The organism is Rhizobium sp. WW_1 (genome assembly GCF_003610155.1).
Taxonomy (GTDB): Bacteria; Pseudomonadota; Alphaproteobacteria; order Rhizobiales; family Rhizobiaceae; genus Rhizobium; species Rhizobium tropici_A.
This window is the reverse complement of record NZ_RAIN01000003.1, coordinates 483417-509379: the sequence shown is the minus strand read 5'-3', so window position 1 is coordinate 509379 and position 25963 is coordinate 483417. Positions and strand designations below refer to the sequence as shown.

30 protein-coding genes are annotated in these 25963 nt (G+C 60.8%); 20 read left to right on the top strand and 10 right to left on the bottom strand.

The window, feature by feature from the left end:
- A complete protein-coding gene (locus BJ928_RS12695; RefSeq protein ID WP_047629384.1) occupies positions 1 to 1044 on the bottom strand; it encodes a Gfo/Idh/MocA family oxidoreductase in 1044 nt (347 codons plus the stop codon).
- A gap of 135 nt (positions 1045 to 1179) precedes the next feature.
- On the opposite strand from BJ928_RS12695, the gene BJ928_RS12690 reads away from it, so the two are divergent.
- The 3 genes from BJ928_RS12690 to BJ928_RS12680 all read left to right on the top strand — a co-directional run bounded on the left by BJ928_RS12690 (position 1180) and on the right by BJ928_RS12680 (position 3088).
- The gene (locus BJ928_RS12690; protein WP_047629381.1) at positions 1180 to 2223 is read left to right on the top strand and encodes a substrate-binding domain-containing protein; all 1044 of its coding nucleotides are present in this window, start codon (positions 1180 to 1182) and stop codon (positions 2221 to 2223) included.
- Between the two features lie 90 nt (positions 2224 to 2313).
- Positions 2314 to 2703 carry a group II truncated hemoglobin gene (locus tag BJ928_RS12685; protein WP_047629379.1) on the top strand — a complete coding sequence of 130 codons (390 nt, stop codon included), beginning with the start codon at positions 2314 to 2316 and terminating at the stop codon, positions 2701 to 2703.
- Between the two features lie 7 nt (positions 2704 to 2710).
- Positions 2711 to 3088, top strand: coding sequence for a DUF423 domain-containing protein (locus BJ928_RS12680; protein ID WP_047629378.1), 378 nt, complete (start codon positions 2711 to 2713; stop codon positions 3086 to 3088).
- Positions 3089 to 3127: 39 nt separating this feature from the next.
- Here the strand turns inward: BJ928_RS12680 and BJ928_RS12675 are convergent, their stop codons facing one another.
- The 5 genes from BJ928_RS12675 to BJ928_RS12655 form a co-directional block, all read right to left on the bottom strand.
- A complete protein-coding gene (locus BJ928_RS12675; RefSeq protein WP_047629376.1) occupies positions 3128 to 3442 on the bottom strand; it encodes an antibiotic biosynthesis monooxygenase in 315 nt (104 codons plus the stop codon).
- Between the two features lie 18 nt (positions 3443 to 3460).
- Entirely contained in the window at positions 3461 to 3739 is a 279-nt protein-coding gene (locus BJ928_RS12670; protein WP_047629374.1) for a hypothetical protein, read from the bottom strand.
- The gene (locus BJ928_RS12665; protein WP_047629372.1) at positions 3736 to 4134 is read right to left on the bottom strand and encodes a DUF2325 domain-containing protein; all 399 of its coding nucleotides are present in this window, start codon (positions 4132 to 4134) and stop codon (positions 3736 to 3738) included. The genes BJ928_RS12670 and BJ928_RS12665 overlap by 4 nt, the downstream gene beginning before the upstream one ends.
- A gap of 122 nt (positions 4135 to 4256) precedes the next feature.
- A complete protein-coding gene (locus tag BJ928_RS12660; protein ID WP_047629368.1) occupies positions 4257 to 5507 on the bottom strand; it encodes a TonB family protein in 1251 nt (416 codons plus the stop codon).
- A 4-nt stretch (positions 5508 to 5511) separates the two neighbouring features.
- On the bottom strand, positions 5512 to 5979 hold the full coding sequence (locus BJ928_RS12655) for a hypothetical protein (RefSeq protein ID WP_047629365.1): 468 nt from the start codon (positions 5977 to 5979) through the stop codon (positions 5512 to 5514).
- A gap of 192 nt (positions 5980 to 6171) precedes the next feature.
- On the opposite strand from BJ928_RS12655, the gene BJ928_RS12650 reads away from it, so the two are divergent.
- From BJ928_RS12650 to BJ928_RS12620, 7 genes are all read left to right on the top strand, one after another.
- The gene (locus BJ928_RS12650; RefSeq protein ID WP_047629363.1) at positions 6172 to 6345 is read left to right on the top strand and encodes a hemin uptake protein HemP; all 174 of its coding nucleotides are present in this window, start codon (positions 6172 to 6174) and stop codon (positions 6343 to 6345) included.
- A gap of 9 nt (positions 6346 to 6354) precedes the next feature.
- Positions 6355 to 7410 carry a hemin-degrading factor gene (locus BJ928_RS12645; protein WP_047629360.1) on the top strand — a complete coding sequence of 352 codons (1056 nt, stop codon included), beginning with the start codon at positions 6355 to 6357 and terminating at the stop codon, positions 7408 to 7410.
- A gap of 9 nt (positions 7411 to 7419) precedes the next feature.
- Positions 7420 to 8352: a hemin ABC transporter substrate-binding protein gene (locus BJ928_RS12640; RefSeq protein WP_047629357.1), complete on the top strand. Its 933-nt coding sequence runs from the start codon at positions 7420 to 7422 to the stop codon at positions 8350 to 8352.
- A 37-nt stretch (positions 8353 to 8389) separates the two neighbouring features.
- Positions 8390 to 9463 carry an iron ABC transporter permease gene (locus BJ928_RS12635; protein ID WP_052227524.1) on the top strand — a complete coding sequence of 358 codons (1074 nt, stop codon included), beginning with the start codon at positions 8390 to 8392 and terminating at the stop codon, positions 9461 to 9463.
- Between the two features lie 7 nt (positions 9464 to 9470).
- A complete protein-coding gene (locus BJ928_RS12630) occupies positions 9471 to 10262 on the top strand; it encodes a heme ABC transporter ATP-binding protein (RefSeq protein WP_047629353.1) in 792 nt (263 codons plus the stop codon).
- A 169-nt stretch (positions 10263 to 10431) separates the two neighbouring features.
- Entirely contained in the window at positions 10432 to 10782 is a 351-nt protein-coding gene (locus BJ928_RS12625; protein WP_047629351.1) for a DUF883 family protein, read from the top strand.
- Positions 10783 to 10791: 9 nt separating this feature from the next.
- Complete coding sequence (locus tag BJ928_RS12620; RefSeq protein WP_047629350.1) at positions 10792 to 11196, top strand: hypothetical protein; 405 nt, start codon at positions 10792 to 10794, stop codon at positions 11194 to 11196.
- A gap of 139 nt (positions 11197 to 11335) precedes the next feature.
- On the opposite strand, the gene BJ928_RS12615 is transcribed toward BJ928_RS12620, so the two are convergent.
- Both BJ928_RS12615 and BJ928_RS12610 read right to left on the bottom strand, forming a co-directional pair.
- Positions 11336 to 11887: an RNA polymerase sigma factor gene (locus BJ928_RS12615; RefSeq protein WP_004107036.1), complete on the bottom strand. Its 552-nt coding sequence runs from the start codon at positions 11885 to 11887 to the stop codon at positions 11336 to 11338.
- Between the two features lie 12 nt (positions 11888 to 11899).
- The gene (locus tag BJ928_RS12610; RefSeq protein WP_047629347.1) at positions 11900 to 12109 is read right to left on the bottom strand and encodes a NepR family anti-sigma factor; all 210 of its coding nucleotides are present in this window, start codon (positions 12107 to 12109) and stop codon (positions 11900 to 11902) included.
- Positions 12110 to 12371: 262 nt separating this feature from the next.
- Between BJ928_RS12610 and BJ928_RS12605 the strand changes: the two genes are divergently transcribed.
- The 4 genes from BJ928_RS12605 to preA all read left to right on the top strand — a co-directional run bounded on the left by BJ928_RS12605 (position 12372) and on the right by preA (position 17515).
- Positions 12372 to 13166 (top strand): response regulator, encoded by a 795-nt coding sequence (locus BJ928_RS12605; RefSeq protein ID WP_047629345.1) that lies wholly within the window; start codon positions 12372 to 12374, stop codon positions 13164 to 13166.
- Between the two features lie 147 nt (positions 13167 to 13313).
- Positions 13314 to 14345, top strand: coding sequence for a sensor histidine kinase (locus BJ928_RS12600; protein WP_047629343.1), 1032 nt, complete (start codon positions 13314 to 13316; stop codon positions 14343 to 14345).
- Positions 14346 to 14829: 484 nt separating this feature from the next.
- Positions 14830 to 16188: an NAD(P)-dependent oxidoreductase gene (locus BJ928_RS12595; protein ID WP_047629342.1), complete on the top strand. Its 1359-nt coding sequence runs from the start codon at positions 14830 to 14832 to the stop codon at positions 16186 to 16188.
- A gap of 13 nt (positions 16189 to 16201) precedes the next feature.
- Positions 16202 to 17515: an NAD-dependent dihydropyrimidine dehydrogenase subunit PreA gene (gene preA, locus BJ928_RS12590; RefSeq protein ID WP_047629339.1), complete on the top strand. Its 1314-nt coding sequence runs from the start codon at positions 16202 to 16204 to the stop codon at positions 17513 to 17515.
- A gap of 143 nt (positions 17516 to 17658) precedes the next feature.
- Here the strand turns inward: preA and BJ928_RS12585 are convergent, their stop codons facing one another.
- Positions 17659 to 18303, bottom strand: coding sequence for a TetR family transcriptional regulator C-terminal domain-containing protein (locus BJ928_RS12585; protein WP_047629337.1), 645 nt, complete (start codon positions 18301 to 18303; stop codon positions 17659 to 17661).
- Positions 18304 to 18612: 309 nt separating this feature from the next.
- Between BJ928_RS12585 and BJ928_RS12580 the strand changes: the two genes are divergently transcribed.
- Together BJ928_RS12580 and hydA are read left to right on the top strand one after the other, a co-directional pair.
- Entirely contained in the window at positions 18613 to 19866 is a 1254-nt protein-coding gene (locus BJ928_RS12580) for a Zn-dependent hydrolase (RefSeq protein WP_047629336.1), read from the top strand.
- Between the two features lie 48 nt (positions 19867 to 19914).
- Positions 19915 to 21369, top strand: a complete 1455-nt coding sequence (gene hydA, locus BJ928_RS12575; protein WP_047629333.1) for a dihydropyrimidinase — start codon at positions 19915 to 19917, stop codon at positions 21367 to 21369.
- A 33-nt stretch (positions 21370 to 21402) separates the two neighbouring features.
- Here the strand turns inward: hydA and BJ928_RS12570 are convergent, their stop codons facing one another.
- Complete coding sequence (locus tag BJ928_RS12570) at positions 21403 to 21816, bottom strand: cupin domain-containing protein (protein ID WP_047629332.1); 414 nt, start codon at positions 21814 to 21816, stop codon at positions 21403 to 21405.
- 124 nt (positions 21817 to 21940) lie between these two features.
- Between BJ928_RS12570 and BJ928_RS12565 the strand changes: the two genes are divergently transcribed.
- From BJ928_RS12565 to BJ928_RS12550, 4 genes are all read left to right on the top strand, one after another.
- Positions 21941 to 22732, top strand: a complete 792-nt coding sequence (locus tag BJ928_RS12565; protein WP_047629331.1) for an ABC transporter ATP-binding protein — start codon at positions 21941 to 21943, stop codon at positions 22730 to 22732.
- Between the two features lie 126 nt (positions 22733 to 22858).
- Positions 22859 to 23746: an ABC transporter permease gene (locus BJ928_RS12560; protein WP_047629329.1), complete on the top strand. Its 888-nt coding sequence runs from the start codon at positions 22859 to 22861 to the stop codon at positions 23744 to 23746.
- Positions 23743 to 24876, top strand: a complete 1134-nt coding sequence (locus BJ928_RS12555; protein ID WP_047629327.1) for an ABC transporter permease — start codon at positions 23743 to 23745, stop codon at positions 24874 to 24876. Before BJ928_RS12560 ends, BJ928_RS12555 begins: the two co-directional genes overlap by 4 nt.
- Before the next feature lie 56 nt (positions 24877 to 24932).
- Positions 24933 to 25901, top strand: coding sequence for an ABC transporter substrate-binding protein (locus BJ928_RS12550; RefSeq protein WP_047629325.1), 969 nt, complete (start codon positions 24933 to 24935; stop codon positions 25899 to 25901).
- Positions 25902 to 25963 lie beyond the last annotated feature (62 nt).

Sequence of the window (25963 nt, the reverse complement as noted above, 5' to 3'; positions counted from 1 at the left end):
TCACTGTCCTTGTGCTGAAATATCGACGCGGCGGCCGGTCTTGGCGCTTTCGATGGCGCCTAAAACCATGGCAAGGCTGCGAATGTTGTCCTGACTTGCGGTCTCGGGCAGCTTGCCGGTCCTGATCGCTTCGATGAAGGAAGCGATGACGCTGGCGTGGCCGTGCGTCTCTTCCTCATGCCTTGGTCCGGGGACTTCGATCGGGGTGAAGCCGTGCAGCAGGCCCGGCTCATTGCCGGCGACACTGGCTTCGAAAGTCTCGTCGCCATCCCAGGTCAGCATGCCCTTGCTGCCGGTGAGCCGCCACTCACTTTCCCAGCTGGTGCGCCGGCCCTCGGCGCACCAGGAACCGCGATAGCTGAAGACGACATCGTCGGAAAAATCGAAGAGCGCGTGGGCCGATGCACCATGCTTGTACCAGGAACCGACGGGGTTCTTTTCGACGCAATAGACCGAAAGCGGCACCTTGCCAGACACGAAGCGAGCGGCATCGAAGGTATGGATGGCCATGTCGAGCAGCAGCACATTGTCCATCTCCTCGCGGAAACCGCCGAAATGCGGACCGAGGAAGAAATCACAATGGATGCCCGTAAGTTCACCGATCGCGCCCTCCTCCACCAAGCGCCGCAGGCGACGGATGCCGGAGATGTAGCGACGGTTCTGGATGATGGCATGGACCTTCCTGGCCTTGGCCGAGAGGTCGATGAGCGCCGCGCCCTCGGCAAGCGAAGTTGCCATCGGCTTTTCGCTGAGCACATGGCAGCCCGCCTTCAACGCCGTCGACACCACGCCGAAGCGCGCGGCCGGAATGACGATATCGAATACCAGATCCGCCCTGGTCGCGGCGATGACCTCTGCGAGATCGGAGCCGATGACGGCACCTTCCAGAGAAAACTCTTTCGCAAGATTTTCGGCGGTCGCCCGATTGAGGTCGACCAGGCCGACGATCTGAATGGATTCGGCAAGCGCCGGCGTCGAGGCGACGGCCCTGAGCCAGCCTTTGGACATAGCTCCGCACCCGCACAAAATGGCATTAAATTTCACGATGTCCTCCAGCGGGCGGTGCGTAACCCCTCATGACACGCGCTCCGTAAACGTTTACGATACTATGCGAAAAGATTTTCCTGTGTCAATAGAGGAGGACTACGGAAAATGGCGCATGGAGGAACACCGCGGCCGATGAAGGGAATTCGTCAGCTTGCCGAGCATCTCGATATCTCGATCGGCACAGTATCACGCGCATTGAACGGCAAGCCTGATGTCAACGAGGAGACCCGCAAGCGCGTTCTCGCCGCCGCCGAACAATTGGGCTACGTCGCCAATCAATCCGGGCGCAGCCTCAGACAGGGCACGACGAACGTCATCGGCCTGATGATCCAGTCCAGCCGGGAAACGGTTGAAAACAGCGACAATTTCTTCCTGACGGTAACAGGAGGGCTGCAGAGCGTGTTCTCGCGCCACAAGCTCGACCTCATCATGCTCCCCTGCCCGCATGACGAAGACCCCTACGAGTATCTGAAGCGCATGGTGGCAAGGCGCATCGCCGATGCGATGATCATTTCCGAGACGCAGCGCGTCGACAAGCGTTTCGATCTGCTTGCCAAGGCCAAGATCCCCTTTGCGGCGCTCGGCCGCAGCCTTTCAGGCACGCAGCATCCTTGGGCCGACCTCGATTTCGATGGCGTCGTCAATTGCGCCGTTGACCGGCTCGTGGCGCATGGGCATCGCCGCATTGCCGTGAGCACCCCTTCCAGCGACATCAATCTCGGCTTCATCTTCGTTGAGGGCTATCGCCGCGCGCTGGAGCGGCACGGCATCGCCTATGACCCCGCGCTGGTCATCCGCGCCAAGTCGAGCGAACAGGGCGGCTATCAGGTTGCCGATGAGCTGCTGCGCCTCGAAGATCAACCGACAGCCGTGATCCTGATCTATGAATTGATGGCGATCGGTTTTTATCGGCGCGTCATGGAATCCGGGATCATTCCCGGACGCGACATTGCCGTCGTCAGTTTCCGCGAGGCGCCACGCGCCAAATTCCTGCAGCCGGCGCTGACCTGCTTTCGCACGTCGCTCCACGACCTTGGCGTCGAACTGGCCGAAATTCTGCTCTCCAGCATGCCGGCCTACAGCGAGGAATACCCGAGGACGTCGCGCCAGAGCGTGTGGCCGCTCGAACTCATTCCCGGTGAAAGCGACGCTTTCCAGCTGACGACGACAAAATAGGCAGCGCCGAAACGCCGCACCGGCCATTCCGACGGTTGCGGCATCGTCCGTCAATTGCCATGTAGGACATCGCAAACAGGGGCCCGGAGATTGAGCGAAGAAACCATCACTCTTTACGAAGCGATCGGCGGCGACCGCACAGTGCGTGCGCTGACTTCGCGTTTCTATGAATTGATGGACACGCTGCCCGAAGCTGCGAACTGCCGCGCTGTGCACCCGCCGAGCCTCGAAGGCTCCCAGGAGAAATTCTATGAATATCTGACCGGCTATCTCGGCGGCCCGCAGCTCTACATCGAGAAGCGCGGCCACCCGCGTCTGCGCAGCCGGCATTTCGTCGCCGCCATAGGCCCGAAGGAGCGCGACGAGTGGCTGCTATGCTTCCGCCGCGCCATGGATGAAACCATCGAGAATGAAAAACTGCGAGCCATCATCTGGGAGCCGGTCGAGCGTCTGGCCTTCCACATGCAGAACAGGGAATGAGGAAAATATGAGTATCGGCGCAGCAATCCGTCCGGCCACCCTGTTCATCGCCGGCATTCTCGGCGGCGGCGGTGTGGCCCTTGCCGCAGCCGCAACCCATGGCGGCGACACGCATTTCCTCGGCGCAGCCTCCACCATGAGCCTCGCCCACGCCCCTGCGCTTCTGGCCCTCTATGCCGGCTACGACCGCATCCGCACGGCGCCGATCGCCGCTGTCTTATTGGGATTGGGAACGCTGATCTTCGCCGGCGACCTGATCAACCGCCATTTCGGCGGAGGTTCGCTCTTTCCGATGGCCGCACCGACGGGTGGAATGGGCATGATCGCCGGCTGGGTCGTGATAGCGCTCGGCGCTTTCTTCGGGACGAGCCCGGCAAAGGCGTGACGCCAGGCTCGGAGCACTTATATTGGCAGTAATCCCGGTTCAAATGCCGGGAACGACCGCAAAGCCCTCGAACTGCGGCGGCCCCCAATAGAGCCGCTTGTTATCGCCGGCATTGCGATGGGCCGCGCGAAAATGCTCGGATTTCGTCCAGTTGATGAAAGCTTCTTCGCTGTGCCAAATCGTGTGCGAGGAAAACAGCGTATAGCCCTCCTCCACGCTCGCCTTGCCACGCAACAGGCGAAACTCGAGAAAGCCCGGCACTTCCGATAGCCGCGAATCGCGCCCTCTCCACACCTCTTCGAATTCGCCCTCCAGACCGATGACGACCTTGAAGCGGTTCATGGCGATGTACATGGCAACCTCGTTCGACGATCAGACCTTCTTGCGACGGGCGACAGTCTTATCCACGTCCGGTGCAAAGGCAATGACATTCGCGCCTTCGCGGCTCGCTTCATCCAGAGGTTGATCCAGCGCCTCTCCCGGTCGCCGCGTCTTCCAGGCGGGAAATGTCGCGACATTCGCCGCCCGCCGTTGTTCCTCGGCGCGGCGCATCAACAATTCATAGAGTTCGGGCACAAGCCCATCGCCATTCTGTGCGGCCAGCTTGTGCAGGCCGATCAGCATAAACCCCTCGGGGCCATTATCGATCATCTGGAAGCGTCTCGTTCGTTCATGGTCTGCAGCGCCCGCTCAAGGCTGGACTTGCTGCCATTGCGCAAGGGAATGAATGCCTTGCCAAACTTCTTGCAGCCCGTCTTCACACGCAGGCAGGCGTCATGGCTGATGCAGTCGATCGGGCAGAAGACACAGTCGACCGACGGCAGCACGGTGTCGATGCGGGACACCGCCTCGCGCAGGCCGCCGTCATGATGGATCAGTTCGGCGCCGAAATTGCTGGCGATCTGCCGCAGATGCGCCACCTGGCAGTCACGGCCGCCGACATAGAGGAAGCTGCGCCCGTCGAGACCGGTTTTCCCGGAAGGCTGCGCCGCCGCCTGCGTTTCGCGGCTCTCGCGACCAGAAGCCTTCTTCCCCTTACGCGCCATACATCACCCGTTTGCTGGTTGCTCTTGCGCGCTCGATTCCATCGAGCGCGAGGCGACCTTAGTAAACATGAGTTTTGGAGTAAAGTATAAAGTTGAGAGTTTTCATCATATTTTAAAGCTGACTAGCGGCGTATCACAAACGGAATGGTAAACGGCATGCTCGAAAGACCCAGCTCGCTAGGAATGGGATCGCACGAACCCACCCCCCGCAACGCGGCGAGCACTGCCTGATCAATGTCCGGGCTACCCGAACCGCTCGCAATCGCAGGAGACAACACGCGACCGGATGCGTCAACCTTAAAGCGCATTACCACGGTCGCGTTGTTCCCTCTGGCAGAGATCCCTCGGACTGCACGCCTGATGCAGGTCTGTATTCTGCCCACATAGTTAGATCTGGCGGCACTTCCCGCGCCGGTGCGACGAGCGTCGGCTTGCGCGGTCTTATCGGACTGCGCCGATTCTGTGCCTTCTGAAGAACCTCTGATTGAATCCTTGAGAGCCTCACCGCCGGAACCCGACTTCACCTTCGCGACCTTTGCGACTGGCTTCTTCACTTCCTTCGGCCGCTCGACCGGCTTCGGCTTCTCGACCGGCGTCACCACCTCCGCCGGAGGCTCTGTCGGTTGAGCTTCGGCGACCTGAGTGTCGACAGGCTGCACCGGTTCGGTCGGCTGGATGACGGTCGTCTCGGCTGGCGCTTGCGTCGCCAAAATCTGCGGCTGCTCAGGAGCCACAGCCGTGGGCTGCGTCTGCTCGACAGGCTGGACAGGTTCCGCTGTTTGCACCTGCTGTGTTTCCACCGCCTGCGGCTGGACGACATCGGGCTGAGGCGGCTGTACCTCCTCGGGCGTCACTTCGGTCGGTTGCACGGTCTGCGGCTGCACGGCCTCGGCAGTCACCTGTTCCGGTTCGGGAGGTTGTTGGGTCTCCTCTCCGGCCGCCCTTGCGTCGACATCGGAATTGTTACCGAGCATGACGACGCTAAGTGTGTCTCCTTCTTCCTGCTGCGCATCGTCGGAAGACGGAATTGCCAACGCTAGTGCAGCAATAACCAAAGCCATGTGAAAAAAGCAGGAGCCGAGGCAAGCAAAGGTAATATTTTTCCTTTTCAGAGAGAAATTACCACTCGACTTTTCAGCCAACACGTCCACAGCGGGCGGCTCGGATGCATCCCGCGCAGGCTCGCTCGGATGGTCTGGAAAAGAACTTATCTCGGTAACGCGGCTGTAATGCGCCACCGTCTCGCCCACTGGCGGTCGCGGCACACCCTCGAGGCCCGTCAGCTCATGGCCGGGCAGCACGCTCGGATAGTTGTCATTCATGCCGCCATCTGCACGGCGCTCCATGGAAACTTTCGCCGAGCGCATCGCCATGGCTTCAGCCTTCGAAAGGAACAGATGTCTGCGAGCGGGTCGTCAGGGCGGCCTTGCATTCGCCAGCCGCAGGACCGTCGCAAACCGGCGTATCGTTGATGATGATGCGGGAGACGGTCTCGCACTTCACGCCGGGCATATCGAATTGCCGCACGCGTTTCTTGCCGAGCGGCAGGTCGCGGAAATCGAGCACGGTGACGCGGTCAACGGCGTTCTTGTCGTTGAAGAAAGCGAGTTCGAAGGAAATCTTGTTGATCGGCGTCGCCATGTCGTTTTCGGCAACGAAGGTCATCATGCATCCCTTCTGGGAAGGAACGAGCGCGTTCAGTTCGACATTGAGCTTGCGCACAGCCGCGGGAACGGCAGACGCGGGCGCCGCTGTCGCGTTCGCATCCTGGGCGAAGGCAGGAACAGAAGATGCCGCAGCAAACAGCCCCGAGGCAGCGAGCGCCAAGATCGTTTTCGTCAACATCGGCATGTCTCCTGAATGTGTTTTGACGTCCATTTGCCCGGCTGGCTGCCCTGGCGTGTGCCGTCGAAATTTTAAACTTGACTTTATCGGTCTCCTATTGCGTCTTTATGGAACCATGAGTATGAGAGTCAAGATAAATTTGGCCGGACGAGGGTTCGGCCACCGATGAATTTTCAGGCAAAACTAAACAGGATGATTGCTGAGAAGACCCCAACGCCGCCGGTGCAATGCACGGCCGCACCGCAGGTAAGAATTGTCGAGAGCACGGATATTTTCCGGGGCCAGACCGAAATCATGATCAAGCACGAAGGCGTCATCTACCGCATGAAGATTACGCGCCAAGGCAAGCTGATACTCAACAAATAGGCATGACAGATGACTGAGACTATCCGCCCGACCCCCGCCGAAATCCGCGCCTTCCGCGCCGAGAACCCAAAGATGCGCGAGCGCGACATCGCTGCCCGCCTCAACATTTCCGAGGCAGCCCTCGTTGCCGCCGAAGTCGGCATTTCGGCCATTCGCATCGATGCCAGCGTCGAGCGTTTTCTCGACCGGATCGCCTCGCTCGGCGAAATCATGGCCCTGTCGCGCAACGAAAGCGCCGTGCACGAAAAGATCGGCGTCTATGAAAACATGAAATTCGGCGCTCAGGCCGCGATCGTGCTTGGCGACAATATCGATCTGCGCATCTTCCCGAAGCGCTGGGCCTATGGCTTTGCCGTTACCAAGACAGATGGTGACCAGACGAAGCTGAGCCTGCAGTTCTTCGACAAAGCTGGCGACGCGGTTCACAAGGTACATCTGCGCCCCGCCTCGAATGTCGACGCCTATCACGCCATGGTCGCCGAACTGCGCATCGAAGATCAGTCGCAGGAATTCGTCGAAGACCGCTCCGGCTATGACAACGGCGCCACCGATGGCGACGTCAGCCGTGACGAGCTGCGCGACCACTGGAGCCGCATGACCGACACGCACGAATTCTTCGGCATGCTGAAGAAGCTGAAGATCGGCCGCCAGGACGCGATCCGCACCGTCGGCGACGATTACGCATGGAAGCTGGATGACGGCGCCGTGGCCGACATGATGCACGCCTGCGTGCGCGAAGGCCTGCCGATCATGTGCTTCGTTGCCAACGAGGGCACCGTGCAGATTCATTCCGGCCCGATCTTCAACGTGCAGACCATGGGTCCCTGGATCAACGTCATGGACCCGACCTTCCACCTGCACCTGCGGCAGGATCACATCGCCGAGGCATGGGTCGTGCGCAAGCCGACGAAGGACGGCCACGTCACTTCGCTCGAAGCCTATAACGCGCAAGGCGAAATGATCATCCAGTTCTTCGGCAAGCGGAAGGAAGGCTTCGATGAGCGCCCTGATTGGCGCGCCATCATGGAAAGCCTGACGAGAGCCGGCGCCAGCGTCGCCGCATAAGAGGGCTAGATGACGATGTTTAGGAACCTCAAGCGCATCAGGCCATGGGAAATCGCGCTCACCATGGTGGTAATGGCGCTGCCGCTCGTACCGGCCAATCCGATCGCCGGTTTAGGCAGCCTCGTGCGCCACGCACATGCCGCCGAAACGAAGAAGCTCGATACCTCGCGCCTCGTCTCCATCGGCGGCGACGTCACCGAGATCGTCTATGCGCTCGGTGAGGAAAAGCGGCTCATCGCGCGCGATTCCACCAGCCTTTACCCGAAGGAAGCGGCCAAGCTTCCCGATGTCGGCTATATGCGCGCCCTCTCGCCGGAAGGCATCCTGGCCGTCAATCCGACGGCCATCATCGCCGTCGAAGGCTCCGGCCCGCCGGAAGCGCTGGCCGTGCTGCGCAATGCCAGCCTGCCTTTCGAAACCGTGCCGCAGCACTACGATCGCGACGGGATTCTAAGGAAGATCGAAGTCGTCGGCACCCTTCTCGGCGTGCCGGAAAAGGCCAAGGCGCTGGAAGGCAAGGTCGCTGCCGATCTTGACGCGGCGATCAACGATTCCGCCAAGCGCCCGGAGGCCGAGCGCAAGCGCGTCCTGTTCATCCTCAGCAATCAGAACGGCAAGATCATGGCTTCCGGCAGCGACACGGCTGCCGATGGCATCATCAAGCTGACAGGCGCGATCAATGCGATCAGCGGCTTCTCCGGTTATAAATCGGTGACCGACGAAGCAATCATCGAAGCCAAGCCGGACGTGATCCTGATCATGGATCGCGAGGGGCCGCTGTCGATGTCGAACGAGGACCTGCTGAAGCAGCCGGCCATCTCGCTGACGCCGGCCGCCAGCCACAAGGCGATCGTGCGCATGGACGGCCTGCATCTGCTCGGCTTCGGGCCGCGCACGGCCAGCGCCATACGCGAGCTGAACGCGGCGATCTACGGAGGCTGACGTGGCATTCAACGATGCCATGGCAGGGCTGAAGCAGATGTCGCAAACCACGGCACGCCGACGCGAGGGGGATCGCACCGCACTTGCGGTCCTCGTGATCGCCGGTCTCGTTCTGGTCTCGGCGGCCGCCTTTCTGTTCTCCATCACGACAGGCGCCTCGAATGCGTCGGTCGTCGACGTCGTAACGGGCATGGTGAGCGGCAGCGCAGAAAGCACACTCAGCATCCGCGACCGCATCGTCATTTTCGATATCCGCCTGCCCCGCGCCGTCCTCGGTTTCCTGATCGGCGGCGGGCTGGCGGTTTCGGGTGCGGTCATGCAGGGACTCTTCCGCAATCCGCTCGCCGATCCCGGTCTGATCGGCGTCTCCGCCGGCTCGAGCCTCGGCGCGGTGGCCATGATCGTCCTCGGCGGTGGCGTGCTTGCACCGGTCGCGCATCTCTTCGGCATCTTCGCCCTGCCGATTGCTGCTTTCATCGGCGGTCTGGCAACGACAATCCTGCTCTACAAGATCGCGACCCGCTACGGGCAGACATCCATCGCCACCATGCTGCTTGCCGGCATAGCGCTCGGCTCGCTCGCGCTGGCGGCAACAGGCATCCTCATCTACATGGCCGACGACCGGCAATTGCGCGACCTCACCTTCTGGAGCATGGGCTCGCTGGCCGGCTCGACCTGGAGCAAGGTTGCCGGTGCCGGCCCGATCATCGTCCTTTCCCTTCTGCCTCTGCCTTTCATGGCGCGCGGGCTGAATGCGCTGACACTCGGTGAGGCGACGGCCTTCCACATGGGGATATCAGTGCAGCGGCTGAAGAATATCGCCATCGTCAGCGTGGCCGCGGCAGTCGGTGCCTCCGTAGCCGTCAGCGGCGGCATCGGCTTCGTCGGCATCGTCGTGCCGCACATCCTGCGCATGGTGATCGGGCCTGATCACCGCTTCCTGCTGCCCGCTTCGGCGTTGCTCGGCGGCTCCCTGCTTGTTATCGCTGATGTCGTTGCCCGCACTATCGTTTCTCCAGCCGAACTGCCGATCGGCATTTTGACGGCCGGCGTCGGCGGTCCGTTCTTCCTGTGGATGCTGCTGCGGCAGCGCTCGCGCCTCAGCCTGTGAGCCTGCAATGATCGATGTTTCCAATCTGAGCGTCCGGCTTGCCGGCAAGCCGGTTGTGCAGGATGTCTCCTTTACGGCCGAGGCCGGAACGCTGACGGCGATCTGCGGACCGAACGGTTCCGGCAAGACCACCACGATGAAAGCCGTCTCGGGCGAACTCGCCTATCACGGCACGGTCCACATGAACGGCGCCGAGATCGGCGGCCTGCAAGCCTGGCAGCTTGCCGAAATGCGTGGCGTCCTGCCACAGGCAAGCTCGATATCCTTCCCCTTTACCGTCCGCGAAATCGTCCGCATGGGCCTGACAAGCGGCCGCAACCGCCATCCCGAGCAGGCGGATCGCATCGCGACGGAGGCGCTCGCCGCTGTCGATCTCTCCGGCTTCGAAGGCCGCTTCTATCAGGAATTGTCCGGCGGCGAGCAGCAACGCGTACAGCTCGCCCGCGTGCTGTGCCAAATTTCCGAGCCCGTTATCGACGGCAAGCCGTGCTGGCTGCTTCTCGACGAACCGGTCTCAAGCCTCGATATCAGCCACCAGCTCACCATCATGACGCTTGCACGGCAATTCTGCCGGCGCGGCGGTGGCGTCATCGCCGTCATGCACGATCTCAACCTGACCGCACTATTTGCGGATCGGATGGTGCTGCTCAAGAACGGCCGATTGCAGGCCAAGGGAGCCGTCAAGGACGTGCTGACCGATCGACATCTTCAGGATGTTTTTGGCTGCAATCTGCGTGTCAACCGCGTTCCTGCCGACGGCGCTCCGTTCGTCCTCGCCCATAGCGCGCTGATCGACTGACGAGCCTCATCCCGCAGCGTCCGGAACCTTTTGTTGCATCCGCGCGTTGAGATGCAGCGAGCGGAATAGACGTTCCGAACGCAGTGTCGTTCGGTGTGTCTGATGACCTCCGATCATCGCGAATAACAGGCGCCTTCGGGCGCTCAAGCAAAGCGAAAGGGAGCTGAACATGGCTACATCGATTCTCCATTCTGCACGCGGCAAGCGCAACGGCAGCAGCCTGCACGATGTCGAGACAAGCATCGAGGATCAGATCGAATCGCTGCGCGAGGAAGTTGCAGCCTTCGCCAAGCTGATCGGCGAGAACGGCGCCAAAAAGGGCAAGAAATTGCGTGCGAGCGCCGAATCCGGCTTTGACGATCTGACCGTGCGCGGCGAGGAACTGCTGCGCGAGTTGCAGCGCGGCTACACTAAAGGCTCGCGCGAAGTGCGCAGGACCGTGCGCCAGCATCCCGTCGCCACCATCGGCGCGGCGGCTGCATTCGGCCTTGCCGTTGCTCTGCTTCTATCTCGCCGCTAGGGTGGCGGGATGATCGCTCCGATACTCGGCCTGCTTTTGTCGGGCACATTCAATCGTACCGTTGCGCGCACCAAGCGCAACGGTATTTTCATTGCCATCGCGGCTCTTCTGCTGTTTACGGCCTATGTCTTCGCGCTCGTGGCCGCGGCCATCTGGCTCGCGACGATTTATGGCGCCGCGGTTTCCGCCCTGCTGATCGCGGCCGGCGCCCTTTTGCTCGGGCTGATCGTCCTCGTCATCATGGCCATCATCGACAAGCAGGAGCAACGCCGGGCTCGCGAACGCCGGTTGGCGATCGAATCGATGGCGGCGGCGGTCCTCGGCCTCGTACGCAAGCAGCCGCTGATGACTGCGGCCATCGCTGCCGCCCTCGTCTTCGGAAACCTGTTCGGCACCCGAGAAGAAGACGATTGATCGGCCTTCCCAAAACTCGAAACGGCTGACGCCGCGGATATCAAACCATCCGCAGTCCCGGCATTTTGTCGGACTGCCCGCAAAACCTCTTGAACAAGTCGGAAGAGAAAAGGCCCGGTCAAAAGACCGGGCCCTTTTATCAGAAGGCGAATGCCTTTGATGTCAGCGGCGCGGAGGTCGCGTCGGGGCCGAAATCGGCCTCGCCAGAAATATCCAGCAGCTCCTGCAGTCGCTGGCGCGCGCGATTGACGCGGCTCTTGATGGTGCCGACAGCGCAGCCGCAGATTTCGGCCGCCTCCTCATAGGAAAATCCGGAAGCCCCGACCAGGATGATGGCTTCGCGCTGATCCGGCGGCAGCTGGTCCAACGCCTTGCGGAAATCCTGCAGGTCGACGGCGCCATACTGCGAAGGATGCGTCGCCATCGATTCGGTGAACACGCCATCGCTGTCCTGGACTTCACGGCCGCTCTTGCGCATCTGGCTATAGAGTTCGTTGCGCAGGATGGTGAAGAGCCAGGCCTTCATGTTGGTGCCCATCTCGAAATGGTCCTGCTTGGCCCAGGCTTTCATGATCGTATCCTGGACAAGGTCGTCTGCCCGGTCGTGACGGCCGGTCAGCGAAATGGCGAAAGCACGGAGGCTCGGAAGGGCGGCGAGAAGTTCGCGCTTGAAGCTCGTTTGCGTTTCCATCGCGCCCACCCCCTATTCGGAGACCTTTGCGGAAGCCAGCCGCTCAGCCTGATCGAGCTTCTCGAGAAGGTCGAGAAAGCGATCGGGGATGGTCTCGTCCTGCATGGCGGCATAGAACGAACGCAATCGGTTGCCGATCTGATTGTTGGGATCGAGGATGTCCATCGCGCGCAGATCCGATGTCTTCTTGTTATCTGCGTCCTCTTGATTTTGGATCGTCATTTAGCCTGCTCGCTTCTCAATTATCTCGCGTTCATGGATAAGGCGCGCCCTTGCCTCCCCGTCCGGGAGACCGATTGACCTCATTCAAACCAGTTAGCTAACGAATCGTAAAGGTTGAGGTCCATCGATTGTAAGCATTGTAATGCGACTGCCTAAAAAAAGTTCCGACAAAGAGGAACTTTTTTACTCAACTGACGTTTGTTAGTCATTGCGGCCTCTAGGCTGTATTTAATTAGAATTTGATAAAAGGCGGGAGCCATTGATGACACTTTCCACACGCATTGCGCCGCATCTTCCGTATTTGCGGCGCTATTCCCGTGCTTTGACCGGAACGCAGACGTCGGGGGACGCCTATGTTGCAGCGGTTTTGGAAGCCATCATCGCTGACATCTCCATCTTTCCGGACACGGACAGCGACCGTGTCGCACTCTATAAACTGTTCACGAAGCTGTTCGGTTCCGTGACACTTCAGATTCCTGAACCGGCTTCTCCATACGCCTGGGAACAGCGCGCGTCGGTAAACCTCTCCAAGGTCTCGCCGCTTGCCCGCCAGGCCTTCCTGCTCGCATCGGTCGAAAGTTTCCGCCTCGGCGAGATCGCCGATATTCTCGACGTTTCGGAAAGTGAAGCCATGCACCTGCTCGATACCGCATCCCAGGAAATCTCACGGCAGGTGGCAACGGATATCATGATCATCGAAGACGAGCCGCTGATCGCGATGGACATCGAACAGATGGTGGAAAGCCTCGGCCATCGCGTCACCGGCATCGCACGCACCCATGCCGAAGCGGTGGCGCTCTACAATGCGACGAAGCCGAGCATGGTGCTTGCCGACATTCAGCTCGCCGATGGCAGCTCGGGCATCGACGCCGTCAACGACATCCTCAAGACTGCCAGCATCCCGGTCATCTTCATCACCGCCTTCCCAGAGCGGCTGTTGACAGGCGAACGGCCGGAGCCGACCTTCCTCGTGACCAAGCCCTTCAATCCTGACATGGTGAAGGCCCTCATCAGCCAGGCCCTCTTCTTTAACGAAAGCACAAAGGTGGCCGCCTGATCCAAGTGACAATCTCATGGCGGAACAAAGACCAGAACCGGGCGTTTGCATTCGAAACGCCCGGTTTACCGACTGTTATCCGGGGTGATTCTATAGGTCGGCTCAAGGTGTTACGAGTGAGAATGCCCAGTCGGCGGGATTCTCGAAATGCGTGTGAAAGGCAAGCCGGTGAATACGTCTGAACCATTAGCCGGCGCGCCTTTGAGTTTGGAAGGCAAAGCCGCTCTGATGGAGCGGGCGCTTGCGAGCGCCAGTGTGTCCGTCCTGTTCCAGGATGTAGATCTTTCGATCCGTTATGCCGACAACCTGCCGGAGCACCTGCGGTCGTCCGTCGTCATAGGCGGCAACGATATCGATCTCTTCGGTGAAAAGGATGGCGAGCATCTGTCGCGATTGAAGCGCGGCGTGCTCGAGAGCGGCAAGCCCGCCACCGCCGAGGTTGAGATCGCCAGCGGCGACGGTGTACGCGTGTACGAGCTGAAGATGGAACGCATCGGCGGGCGCAAGCCGCAGGGTGTGCTGTCCGTCATCTCCGAAATCACCGAAAGCCGCCACCGCGAAAAGGTGCTGAAATCGCTGCTGCGCGAGCTGTCGCATCGCTCGAAGAATCTTCTGGCGATCATCCAGGGCATCGCCACGCAGACCGCCCGCCACACGCTTTCCGTCGACAATTTCCTCATCAAGTTCCGCGGTCGCCTGCAATCCCTGTCGAATTCGCAGGATCTCATCACCGATTCCAGCTGGCGCGGCGCATATCTGTTCGAACTCGCGGAAAAGCAGTTCGCCCCCTATTGGCCCGATGCCGGCGTGCCGATGCCGATCTACGGCATCAATGCGCATCTGACGCCCAATGCCGCCGTACATCTGGGACTTGCCTTGCACGAGCTGATCGTCAACTCCGCCTCGCATGGGGCCATCTCGACGGGTGCCACCAGCATCACGCTGAATTGCAAGGAAGCCGAACTCGACGGCAAGAAGGCGATCGAGGTCGCCTGGTCGGAGCGTTTCTACGCGCCCAACGATCACGAATTCGAGGACAACAGCTTCAGCCGCACGGTGCTTGAACGCGTCGTGCCGACCTCCATGAACGGCCGCGCCGACTTCGCCATTGAGGACGGCAGCATCGGCTATCGGCTCACCATTCCCGAAACTGAATATGAGATCCTGAGACGCCGCTGAGACGCGCGTCGCGGAGACAAAATAAAACAGCCAGTGCGAGGGCGGCGCACTGGCTGCTTTGCACTCATCGGGAGGGGACCGTGAGTAGAAGTCCTGAGACGTATTGGGCGTGCATCAGGAGATGCGATCATCGTCAGGACATCCGGATAACGAGGCTGCGGAAGCTTGGTTCCATCCGCTCATAAAAAAATTCGTCTATTTTTCACATTCCCTTGCGGCGGCGGACATGATGCCGGCGACGTTTGATGCTCGCCTCTGCCCATGACGGACCTTCGAGCCTTGTCAATCCGCTCCCTAGGTCGTTGCGAAAAAATATAGCCGAAGCATAGGCTTGGCCTTGGTGACCAACGGTTTGAGAGCAATCGCTGCCGCCGCTGCAAAGTGCTTCGCAGCGGATTTCAGGGCCAAAATTTTACCGTTTGATAAATTTTTTAAGCTGAGTTACCGTTCCACTACTGGCCGTTTACTATAAGAGGGAACTTCAATGGGACGACTGGAAACTGGGATTCATAAAGGCAGGCTCACGCCCGCTGAATATGATGCAAACTTTTCCGATCTTCACCCGCGCCTGAACAAGCACGAGGCGCTGGTTGCATCCGACCGCTGTTATTTCTGTTACGACGCGCCGTGCATGACGGCCTGTCCCACCTCCATCGACATTCCGATGTTTATCCGCCAGATCTCGACGGGTAATCCCATCGGCTCGGCCAAGACGATCTTCGATCAGAACATCCTTGGCGGCATGTGCGCCCGCGTCTGTCCCACCGAACAGCTCTGCGAGCAGGCTTGCGTGCGCAACACTGCCGAAGAGCGCCCGGTCGAGATCGGCCGGCTGCAGCGCTATGCGACCGACGCGGCGATGGCGGAAAACAAGCAGTTCTATTCGCGCGCCGCATCCACCGGCAAGAAGATCGCCGTCATCGGCGCCGGCCCGGCCGGTCTTGCCTGCGCTCACCGCTTGGCTGTCAAAGGCCATGACGTCACCATCTTCGACGCCCGCGAAAAGGCCGGCGGCCTGAACGAATACGGCATCGCCACCTACAAGGCAGTCGACGATTTCGCCCAAAAGGAAGTCGACTACGTCCTCGCCATCGGCGGTATCGAGGTAAAGAACGGTCAGGCGCTCGGCCGCGACTTCAGCCTTTCCGATCTTTCCCAGCAATATGACGCTGTCTTCCTCGGCCTCGGCCTTGCCGGCGTCAATGCGCTGCGCGCCGAAGGCGAGGATCTCGATGGCGTCGCCGACGCCGTTGCCTACATCGCCGAGCTTCGCCAGGCCAGCAGCAAGGGCGACATCGCCATCGGCCGTCGCGTCGTCGTTCTCGGCGGCGGCATGACCGCAATCGACGCGGCCGTGCAGGCCAAGCTGCTTGGCGCCGAAGAAGTGACGATCTGCTATCGCCGCGGCAAGGAGCACATGAACGCCTCGGAATTCGAGCAAGATCTCGCCGCCTCCAAGGGCGTCATCATCCGCCATTGGCTGGCTCCGAAGCGCATCGTCGACAAGGACGGCAAGGTCGCCGGCATCGAGGTCGAATATACCGAACTGCGCGACGGCAAGCTCACCGCCACCGGCGATGTCGGCGTCATTGCCGCCGATCAGATCTTCAAGGCCATCGGCCAGACATTCGAAGCCTCGGGCCTGGGTGCCCTGCGCATGGAATCCGGCCGTATCGCCATCGATGGCGAAGGCCGGACTTCGATCGACGGCGTCTGGGCCGGCGGCGACTGCGTGCTCGGCGGCGATGACCTGACGGTCTCGGCCGTGGCACAGGGTCGCGACGCGGCTGAATCCATCAACAATGCGCTCGCTGCCGCCAAGTCGGCCGCTGCAGTCGCCTGAAAGGAGAATCGACATGGCTGATCTCCGCAATAATTTCATCGGCATCAAATCCCCGAACCCGTTCTGGCTGGCGTCAGCGCCGCCGACCGACAAGGCCTACAACGTCGAGCGCGCCTTCAAGGCGGGCTGGGGCGGCGTCGTCTGGAAGACGCTCGGCGAGGAAGGCCCGCCTGTTGTCAACGTCAACGGCCCGCGCTACGGCGCGATCTGGGGTGCCGACCGCCGCCTGCTCGGCTTGAACAATATCGAGTTGATCACCGACCGCGACCTCTACACCAACCTGCGCGAAATGAAGCAGGTGAAGATGAACTGGCCGGATCGCGCGCTCATCGCCTCGATCATGGTGCCGTGCGAGGAAGAGTCCTGGAAAGCCATCCTGCCGCTGGTCGAAGAGACCGGAGCTGACGGTATCGAACTCAACTTCGGCTGTCCCCACGGCATGTCTGAGCGCGGCATGGGTGCCGCGGTCGGACAGGTGCCGGAATATATCGAAATGGTCGTGCGCTGGTGCAAGCAGTACACCCGTATGCCCGTCATCACCAAGCTGACGCCCAACATCACCGATATCCGCAAGCCCGCTCGCGCCGCCAAGGCCGGCGGTACCGACGCCGTGTCGCTGATCAACACCATCAACTCGATCGTCTCTGTCGACCTCGACAGCTTCGCCCCGAACCCGACGGTCGGCGGCAAGGGCAGCCATGGCGGCTATTGCGGTCCAGCCGTCAAGCCGATCGCGCTCAACATGGTGGCTGAGATCGCCCGCGATCCAGACACTTACGGCCTGCCGATCTCTGGCATCGGCGGCATCACAACCTGGCGCGATGCGGCGGAATTCCTCGCGCTTGGCGCCGGCAACGTGCAGGTCTGCACGGCAGCGATGACCTACGGCTTCAAGATCGTCGAAGAGATGATATCGGGCCTTTCCGACTGGATGGACGAGAAGGGTCACCGCAGCCTGGACGACATCATCGCCCGCGCCGTGCCGAACGTCTCGGACTGGCAGTATCTCAACCTCAACTACATCGCCAAGGCGAAGATCGATCAGGACGCCTGCATCAAGTGCGGCCGTTGCTACATTGCCTGCGAGGACACCTCGCATCAGGCAATCACCAACATGGTCGACGGCGCCAGGCATTTCGAGGTGATGGACGAGGAATGCGTCGGCTGCAACCTCTGCGTCAGCGTCTGTCCGGTCGAGAACTGCATCACCATGGAAGAGCTGCCGGCGGGCAACCTCGACAAGCGCACCGGCAAGATCGTCGACCCGAACTACGCCAACTGGACGACCCATCCGAACAATCCGATGGCCCGCCAGGCGGCGGAATAAGCCGACAAGATCCTATTCAAAAGGCGGTCGCAGCAAGCAGCGACCGCCTTTTTCGTAACCAATGTCTGCACGATCCACAAACAAGCGAAGCTGAACTCGATCAAGCACGATATGCAGCATATCCTCAAGGATCACGTCGCTACTCAGTTGTGGCGAATGCGAAGTCCGTCGACGAAGAGCTGTTCCAGATAGCGCGCGGCATCCTCGAAGCGCCCATCGCCGGAATGCTCCTGTCCCAGCACGGCTCGCACCTGCACGTCGAAATCGGCATAATGCTGCGTCGTGGACCAGATCGAGAAGATCAGGTGGTACGGGTCGCATTTGGCGATCTTGCCGGCCGCCGCCCAGGCGCGGATGACTTCGGCCTTCTCGTCGACGAGGCTCTTCAGCGGCCCGCGCAGCTCGTCTTCCACATGCGGCGCGCCCTGCAGCATTTCATTGGCGAAGAGCCGGCTCTCGCGGGGAAAATCGCGGGCCATTTCAAGCTTTCGCCGGATATAGGAGCGGATCTCGCTTTCGGGATTGCCGTTGGCATCGAACGCGCGCAGCGGCTCCAGCCAGGTAAACAACACCCGGTCGATCAGAGCCCGATGCATCGCCTCCTTGGTGCGGAAATAATAGAGCAGATTCGGCTTCGACATGCCGGCCACTTCGGCGATCTGGTCGATGGTAGAACCGCGGAAGCCGCTGACGGAAAACACGTCCAGCGCAGCTTCCAGTATGATTTCCTCTTTCTCTTCCTGGATTCGCGTGCGGCGCTGCGTCTTGGCGGCTCTGGGGATGGCCATGTGTGCTCTGTTTCTCCTTGAAATCCAAGCCTTTCGGCCGGTCCCTCATTCACCTTGCCGATGCATCGAATTTAGGCAATCGCCTGAAATTTTATCGCAAATTTTCGTGCTTTTCGTCTTGAGCCGCGCCACGGAAGTTGTAATGTTTACCAATCGGTCAAATTATCCGTCAGATGTTTCTTAAAGGCAACTGGCGATTTTCCGGGCAAGAAAAACAAGACGGCGCTCGGGAATTTGGAATAAGACCAACGGGAACAATTTCGGGCATGCGCCTTGCATGCCCCAGGACAAACAGGTGAGGATTGCATCATGGTGGCAGCGCCAGGAGAAAACATGCGTATCAATGGCGATCGCCTTTGGGATACGCTGATGGACATGGCGAAAATCGGCCCCGGCATTGCCGGCGGTAACAATCGTCAAACGCTGACCGATGCCGACGCCGAGGGACGCAGCCTTTTCAAGACCTGGTGCGACAAGGCCGGCATGACCGTCGGCGTCGACAAGATGGGCACGATGTTCGCAACCCGCGCCGGAACCGATCCGGATGCGCTGCCGATCTATGTCGGCTCGCATCTCGATACCCAGCCGACCGGCGGCAAGTATGACGGCGTTCTCGGCGTGCTCGCTGCGCTCGAAGTCGTCCGCACGATGAACGACCTCGGCATCAAGACGAAGCATCCGATCGTCGTCACCAACTGGGCCAACGAGGAAGGCGCGCGCTTTGCACCTGCCATGCTCGCCTCCGGCGTCTTTGCCGGTGTGCATTCGCTGGAATTCGCCTATGGCCGCAAGGACCCGGAAGGCAAGACCTATGGCGACGAGCTGAAGCGCATCGGCTGGCTCGGCGACGAAGAAGTCGGCGCGCGCAAGATGCACGCCTATTTTGAATATCATATCGAACAAGGTCCGATCCTAGAGGCCGAAAACAAGACCATCGGCGTCGTCACCCACTGTCAGGGCCTGTGGTGGCTGGAATTCACCCTGACTGGCAAGGAAGCGCATACCGGCTCGACACCGATGAATCTCCGCGTCAATGCCGGCCTCGCCATGTCTAGGATCGTCGAGATGGTGCAGAGCGTGGCGATGGAAAACCAGCCGGGCGCCGTTGCCGGCGTCGGCCAGGTCTTCTTCTCGCCGAACTCGCGCAACGTCCTGCCCGGCAAGGTGGTCTTCACCGTCGACCTGCGCACGTCCGACAAGGAAAAGCTCGATCGGATGCGTACCAAGATCGAAGCCGAAGGCAAGAAGATCGCAGAAGCTCTCGGTGTGGGCTGCTCCGTGGAAGCCATCGGCCATTTTGAACCGGTCACCTTCGACCCGAAGCTCGTCACGTCGGTGCGCAATGCCGCGGAGAGGCTCGGCTACAGCCACATGAACATCATCTCCGGTGCCGGTCACGATGCCTGCTGGGCAGCCAAGGTCGCCCCCGCCACGATGGTCATGTGCCCCTGCGTCGGCGGCCTCTCGCACAACGAGGCCGAGGAAATCTCCAAGGAATGGGCAGCCGCCGGTGCGGATGTGCTGTTCCACGCAGTCGTCGAGACGGCGGAGATCGTGGCCTGACGGCCACGATTCCCAACATCGGAACTTCACACATCTGGAGCATGCGCCATGAGCACAGTCATCAAGGGTGGAACTATCGTCACGGCCGACCTGACCTATAAGGCAGACGTCAAGGTCGAAGGCGGCAAGATCGTCGAAATCGGGCAGAACCTGTCGGGCAACGAGGTGCTTGACGCTTCCGGCTGCTACGTCATGCCCGGCGGCATCGATCCGCATACGCATCTCGAAATGCCGTTCATGGGAACCTATTCCTCCGACGATTTCGAAAGCGGCACGCGCGCGGCCCTTGCCGGCGGCACGACGATGGTGGTGGATTTCGCCCTCCCCTCACCCGGCCAGTCGCTGCTTGAAGCACTCACCATGTGGGACAACAAGTCCACCCGCGCGACCTGTGATTATTCCTTCCACATGGCGATTACCTGGTGGGGTGAACAGGTCTTCAACGAGATGGAAGCCATCGTCCGCGACAAGGGCATCAACACCTTCAAGCACTTCATGGCCTACAAGGGCGCGCTGATGGTGGATGACGACGAGATGTTCTCCTCCTTCCAGCGCTGCGCAGAACTCGGCGCCTTGCCGCTCGTTCACGCCGAAAACGGCGATGTAGTCGCGCAGATGCAGGCAAAGCTGCTGGCAGAAGGCAATAACGGCCCGGAAGCGCATGCTTACTCACGGCCTGCTGAGGTCGAAGGCGAGGCAACGAACCGCGCCATCATGATTGCCGACATGGCAGGCTCGCCGGTCTACATCGTCCATACCTCCTGCGAGCAGGCCCATGAAGCCATCCGCCGCGCCCGTCAGAAGGGCATGCGGGTCTATGGTGAGCCGCTGATCCAGCATCTGACGCTGGACGAAAGTGAATATGCCAACCCGGATTGGGATCATGCCGCGCGCCGCGTCATGTCGCCGCCCTTCCGCAACAAGCAGCATCAGGACAGTCTCTGGGCCGGTCTTGCCTCCGGCTCGCTGCAGGTGGTCGCGACCGACCATTGCGCCTTTACGACCGAGCAGAAGCGTTTCGGCCTCAACGACTTCACCAAGATCCCGAACGGCACCGGCGGCCTCGAGGATCGCATGCCGATGCTCTGGACCTATGGCGTCAACACCGGCCGGCTGACGATGAACGAATTCGTCGCCGCCACCTCGACCAACATCGCCAAGATCCTCAACATCTATCCGAAGAAGGGCGCGATCCTCGTCGGCGCCGACGCCGATATCGTCATCTGGGACCCGAAGCGCTCGAAGACCATCGCCGCAAAGACCCAGCAATCGGCGATCGACTACAACGTCTTCGAAGGCAAGGAAGTGACGGGCCTGCCGCGCTATACGCTGACGCGCGGCGGCGTCGCCATCGAGGAAGGCACGGTCAAGACCCGCGAAGGCCACGGCGAGTTCGTCAAGCGCGACCCGTTCACCGCCGTCAACCGGGCGCTTTCGACCTGGAAAGAAGTCACCGCGCCGCGCAAGGTTCAGCGCAGCGGCATCCCCGCCAGCGGGGTATAGGGCTTGGCTCCAGCGCTTCGGCTCATCGGCCGCCTAGCGCGGCACATACCGCTCCAGATCCGGCAGCAGGACCACGCTTTCCTGCTCGTTCGGGTCGGTGCGCGCGATGACAGCTGTCGCCGGCCGGTCGCTGAGGTTGGCGGGAAGATGCGGAACGCCGGCCGGAATATAGAACATCTCACCTTCGCGCACGATAACGTGCTCCTCCAGCCTGTCTCCGAACCAGCAATGCGTCTCGCCGGAGATCGCATAGATCGCAGTCTCATGCGAGGCGTGAAGATGCGCCTTGGCGCGCGCGCCGGGCGGGATGGTCAAGAGATGCATGCAGATCCCCGTCGAGCCTACGGTCTCGGCGGCAATCCCTTCGAAATAGCTGAGGCCTTGTTTTCCGGCATAGGTGCTGCCGGGCCGCACAATACGGCAGGTGGGCTTCGATGAGACACTCATGGCATTGCTCCCCCCGGTCCGGCAGCCGCAAGGCACTCTCGCCTCTCCGGACTGCGGCAATGCCAGACAGGATAACACGCAATCCGCCCCATCCATGCGGCGAAAACAGGACTGGTAGGTGTTAATGACGTCATCCGCTTCCTCCGTCGTCTCCGCGCGGAACCTCTGTCTCACCTACAATACGAATGACGGGCCGGTGCATGCGCTGAGCAATGTCGATCTCGATGTTCGCAAGGGCGATTTCGTTTCCTTCATCGGCCCTTCCGGCTGCGGCAAGACCACCTTCCTGCGCGTCATCGCCGATCTCGAGCGCAAGACGTCGGGCGACATCAGTGTCAACGGCATGTCGCCGGAGGATGCCCGCAAGGCCCGTGCCTACGGCTATGTCTTCCAGGCGGCCGCCCTCTATCCCTGGCGCACGATCGAGAAGAACATCGCCCTGCCGCTCGAGATCATGGGCTATGACCGGGAAGAACAAGCCAAGCGCATCGCCCGGACGCTGGAGCTCGTCAATCTCAACGGCTTCGAGCATAAATTTCCCTGGCAGCTTTCGGGCGGCATGCAGCAGCGCGCCTCGATCGCCCGCGCCCTGGCCTTCGATGCCGATCTGCTGCTGATGGACGAGCCTTTCGGCGCACTTGACGAAATCGTCCGCGACCATCTGAACGAACAGCTTCTGAAGCTCTGGAAACAGACGAACAAGACGATCTGCTTCGTCACGCACTCCATCCCGGAAGCGGTCTATCTCTCGACGAAGATCGTGGTCATGTCGCCGCGCCCGGGCCGCGTCACCGATGTCATCGAATCGACGCTTCCGGCCGAGCGGCCGCTCGGCATTCGCGAGACGCCTGAATTCCTCGAAATCGCCCACCGCGTCCGGGAAGGACTGAGAGCGGGGCACAGCTATGAGGAATAGGATGAAGGATAGTTCCGTCGCATGGCGACCCCTCACCCTAGCTCTCTCCCCGTGCAAGGGGAGAGGGAGCGACCTCGGCACAACAGCCAATCTCATTTGCCGGTGTGAAGAAGGAAGGGCGTGAGCATGGAGAAGGAACAGTTCTTCAAGCACAAGTTCCTGCCGGTCACGACGATCGTACTGGCGATCGTTCTGCTCTGGTACGTCTGCGCCGTTATCCTCAATGCGCCGTTCCAGCGCGATATGGACCGGCGCGGCAATGTCACGCCGACGACGGTGGAATTCATTGGCAAGACCCTGTCGCAGCCGAAACCAACCCTGCCCGCACCGCATCAGGTCGCGCAAAACGTCTTCGAAAACACCTTCCTGCGGGTGCCCACGAACAACCGCAGCCTTGTCTATAATGCCTGGGTGACGCTGGCTCCGACGGCGGTCGGCTTTGCCTTCGGCACGATCCTCGGCGTCCTCTTCGCCGTCGGCATCGTCCACCTCGTCGCGCTTGATCGCAGCCTCATGCCGTGGATCATCGCGTCGCAGACGATCCCGATCCTTGCCATCGCACCGACGATCATCGTCGTCTTCAGCGCGCTCGGCATAGACGGGCTGATCCCCAAGGCGCTGATTTCCACCTATTTGTCATTCTTCCCGGTCACGGTCGGCATGACGAAGGGCCTGCGCTCGCCTGAGATCATGCATCTCGACCTGATGCGCACCTATAATGCCAGCAGCTGGCAGACCTTCTGGAAGCTGCGCGTGCCGGCATCGATCCCCTTCCTCTTCACCTCGATGAAGGTGGCGATCGCCGCAAGCCTCGTCGGCACCATTGTCGGCGAACTTCCCACAGGCGCGGTCGCCGGCATCGGCGCAAAACTGCTCGCGGGCTCCTATTACAGCCAGACGATCGACATATGGGCCGCGTTGGTTGCGGGCTCCATCCTCGCGGCAATTCTCGTCGGCATCGTCAACATCGCCGCCCGCATCGTCGAGCGCTCGATGGGAGGCAGAACGGCATGAGATCCTTTCATTTCCCTTGGCAGGGCGTACTTGCCATTCTTCTCTGTCTTCTGGCGATTCCCGCATTGCCGCTGCTCGCGGCGGATGCCGCAGCACCGATCAGTAGCGGAACGACCTTCGTCATCTTCATTCTCATCGCCGCAGCCGCAGCACTCTCCTTCATGCGCCTCTCCGAGGAGCTGAACGCAGCGATCCTCTTCTTCGGCGCGCATGCCGCCGCATGGCTGCTGTTGGCGGGAGTTTCCGGCAACGAGGGCAAGGCGCAGGCATCCTTCTTCATCCTGATCGCCGCTGCCTGGCTGTTGGCCTGGCGCTGCGTTTCCGTCCTGTCGTCGATGCGCGCGCATTCGACCGCCGGCAGCTATTCGCTACGGCTGCTGATCCCTGCAATCTTCGGCGTGTGGATATTGATCATCTGGGAAGCAATCACCCGCGGCGCCGGCGTTTCGCTTGTACTGCTGCCACCGCCGAGCGCTATAGGCACCCGCATCGCCAACTCGCTGCCGACGCTCTGGATCGATGTGCGCCAGACGATCCTGACCTCTGTCCTGATCGGCTACATCATCGGCTGCGCCAGCGGCTTTGCCGTCGCCATTCTTGCCGACCGCTTCGCCTTCCTGCGCCGCGGCCTGCTGCCGATCAGCAATTTCGTCTCGGCCCTGCCGATCATCGGCGTCGCGCCGATCATGGTCATGTGGTTCGGCTTCGACTGGCAGTCCAAAGCGGCCGTCGTCGTCATCATGACCTTCTTCCCGATGCTGGTGAATACGGTGACAGGCCTTGCCGCCGCCGGCAACATGGAGCGCGACCTGATGCGCACCTATGCATCGAGCTACTGGCAGACGCTGTTCAAGCTGCGCCTGCCCGCAGCCGCTCCGTTTATTTTCAATGCGCTGAAGATCAACTCGACCCTGGCCATGATTGGTGCCATCGTGGCGGAGTTCTTCGGCACCCCCATGTCGGGCATGGGCTTTCGCATTTCAACCGAGAATGGCCGGTTGAACCTCGACATGGTCTGGGCCGAGATCGCGGTTGCCGCGATCGCCGGCTCCGTCTTCTACGGTATCGTCGCCATCATCGAACGAATGGTGACGTTCTGGCATCCGTCTATCCGTGGTGGGCAGACGTAATCCAGGATCTCTTCCAAGGGATCGAGGCATAACTCCAGAGGGAAAAGGGTGAAGACATGAAAAAAATAATGTTTGCATTGATGGCAAGCGCCATGACGCTCGCCGCCACCCAGGCTGCAATGGCGGCAGACAAGGTGACGCTGCAGCTGAAATGGGTGGCTCAGGCCCAGTTCGGCGGTTACTTCGTCGCCAAGGACAAGGGCTTCTACAAGGAGGAAGGCCTCGACGTCGACATCAAGCCCGGCGGCCCCGATATCGCTCCGGAGCAGGTGATCGCCGGCGGCGGCGCCGACGTCATCGTCGACTGGATGGGTGGTGCGCTCGTTGCCCGCGAAAAGGGCGTGCCGCTGATCAACATCGCCCAGCCCTACGAAAAATCCGGCCTGGAGCTGATCTGCCCGAAGGACGGCCCGGTCAAGACGGAGAAGGATTTCAAGGGCCACACCCTCGGCGTCTGGTTCTACGGCAACGAATATCCGTTCTTTGCCTGGATGCACAAGCTTGGCCTGAAGACCGACGGCGGCAAGGATGGCGTCAACGTTCTCAAGCAGAGCTTCGACGTGCAGCCGCTGGTTCAGAAGCAGGCCGACTGCATCTCCGTCATGACCTATAACGAATACTGGCAGGCGATCGATGCCGGCTTCAAGCCCGAAGACCTGACCGTCTTCAACTACACCAAGCTCGGCAACGACCTTCTGGAAGACGGCCTCTACGTCAAGGAAGACAAGCTGAAGGATGCGAAGTTCAAGGCCGACATGGTGAAGTTTGTCCGCGCTTCCATGAAGGGCTGGAAATATGCCGTCGAGCATCCGGATGAAGCCGCCGAAATCGTCATGGACAATGGCGGTCAGGATGAAAACCACCAGAAGCGCATGGCGGCCGAAGTCGCCAAGCTCATCGGCAACGGCAAGCTCGACATGAAGACCTATGACCGTACGGCCGAAGCCTTGCTCGACCAGAAGATCATCAACAAGAAGCCGTCCGGCGCCTATACGCACGAGATCACGGACGCCGCTCTGAAGTAGTCTCAAGGCACGTCAAATCATGGAAACGCGCGAGGCTTCCGGTCCCGCGCGTTTTTTTTCAT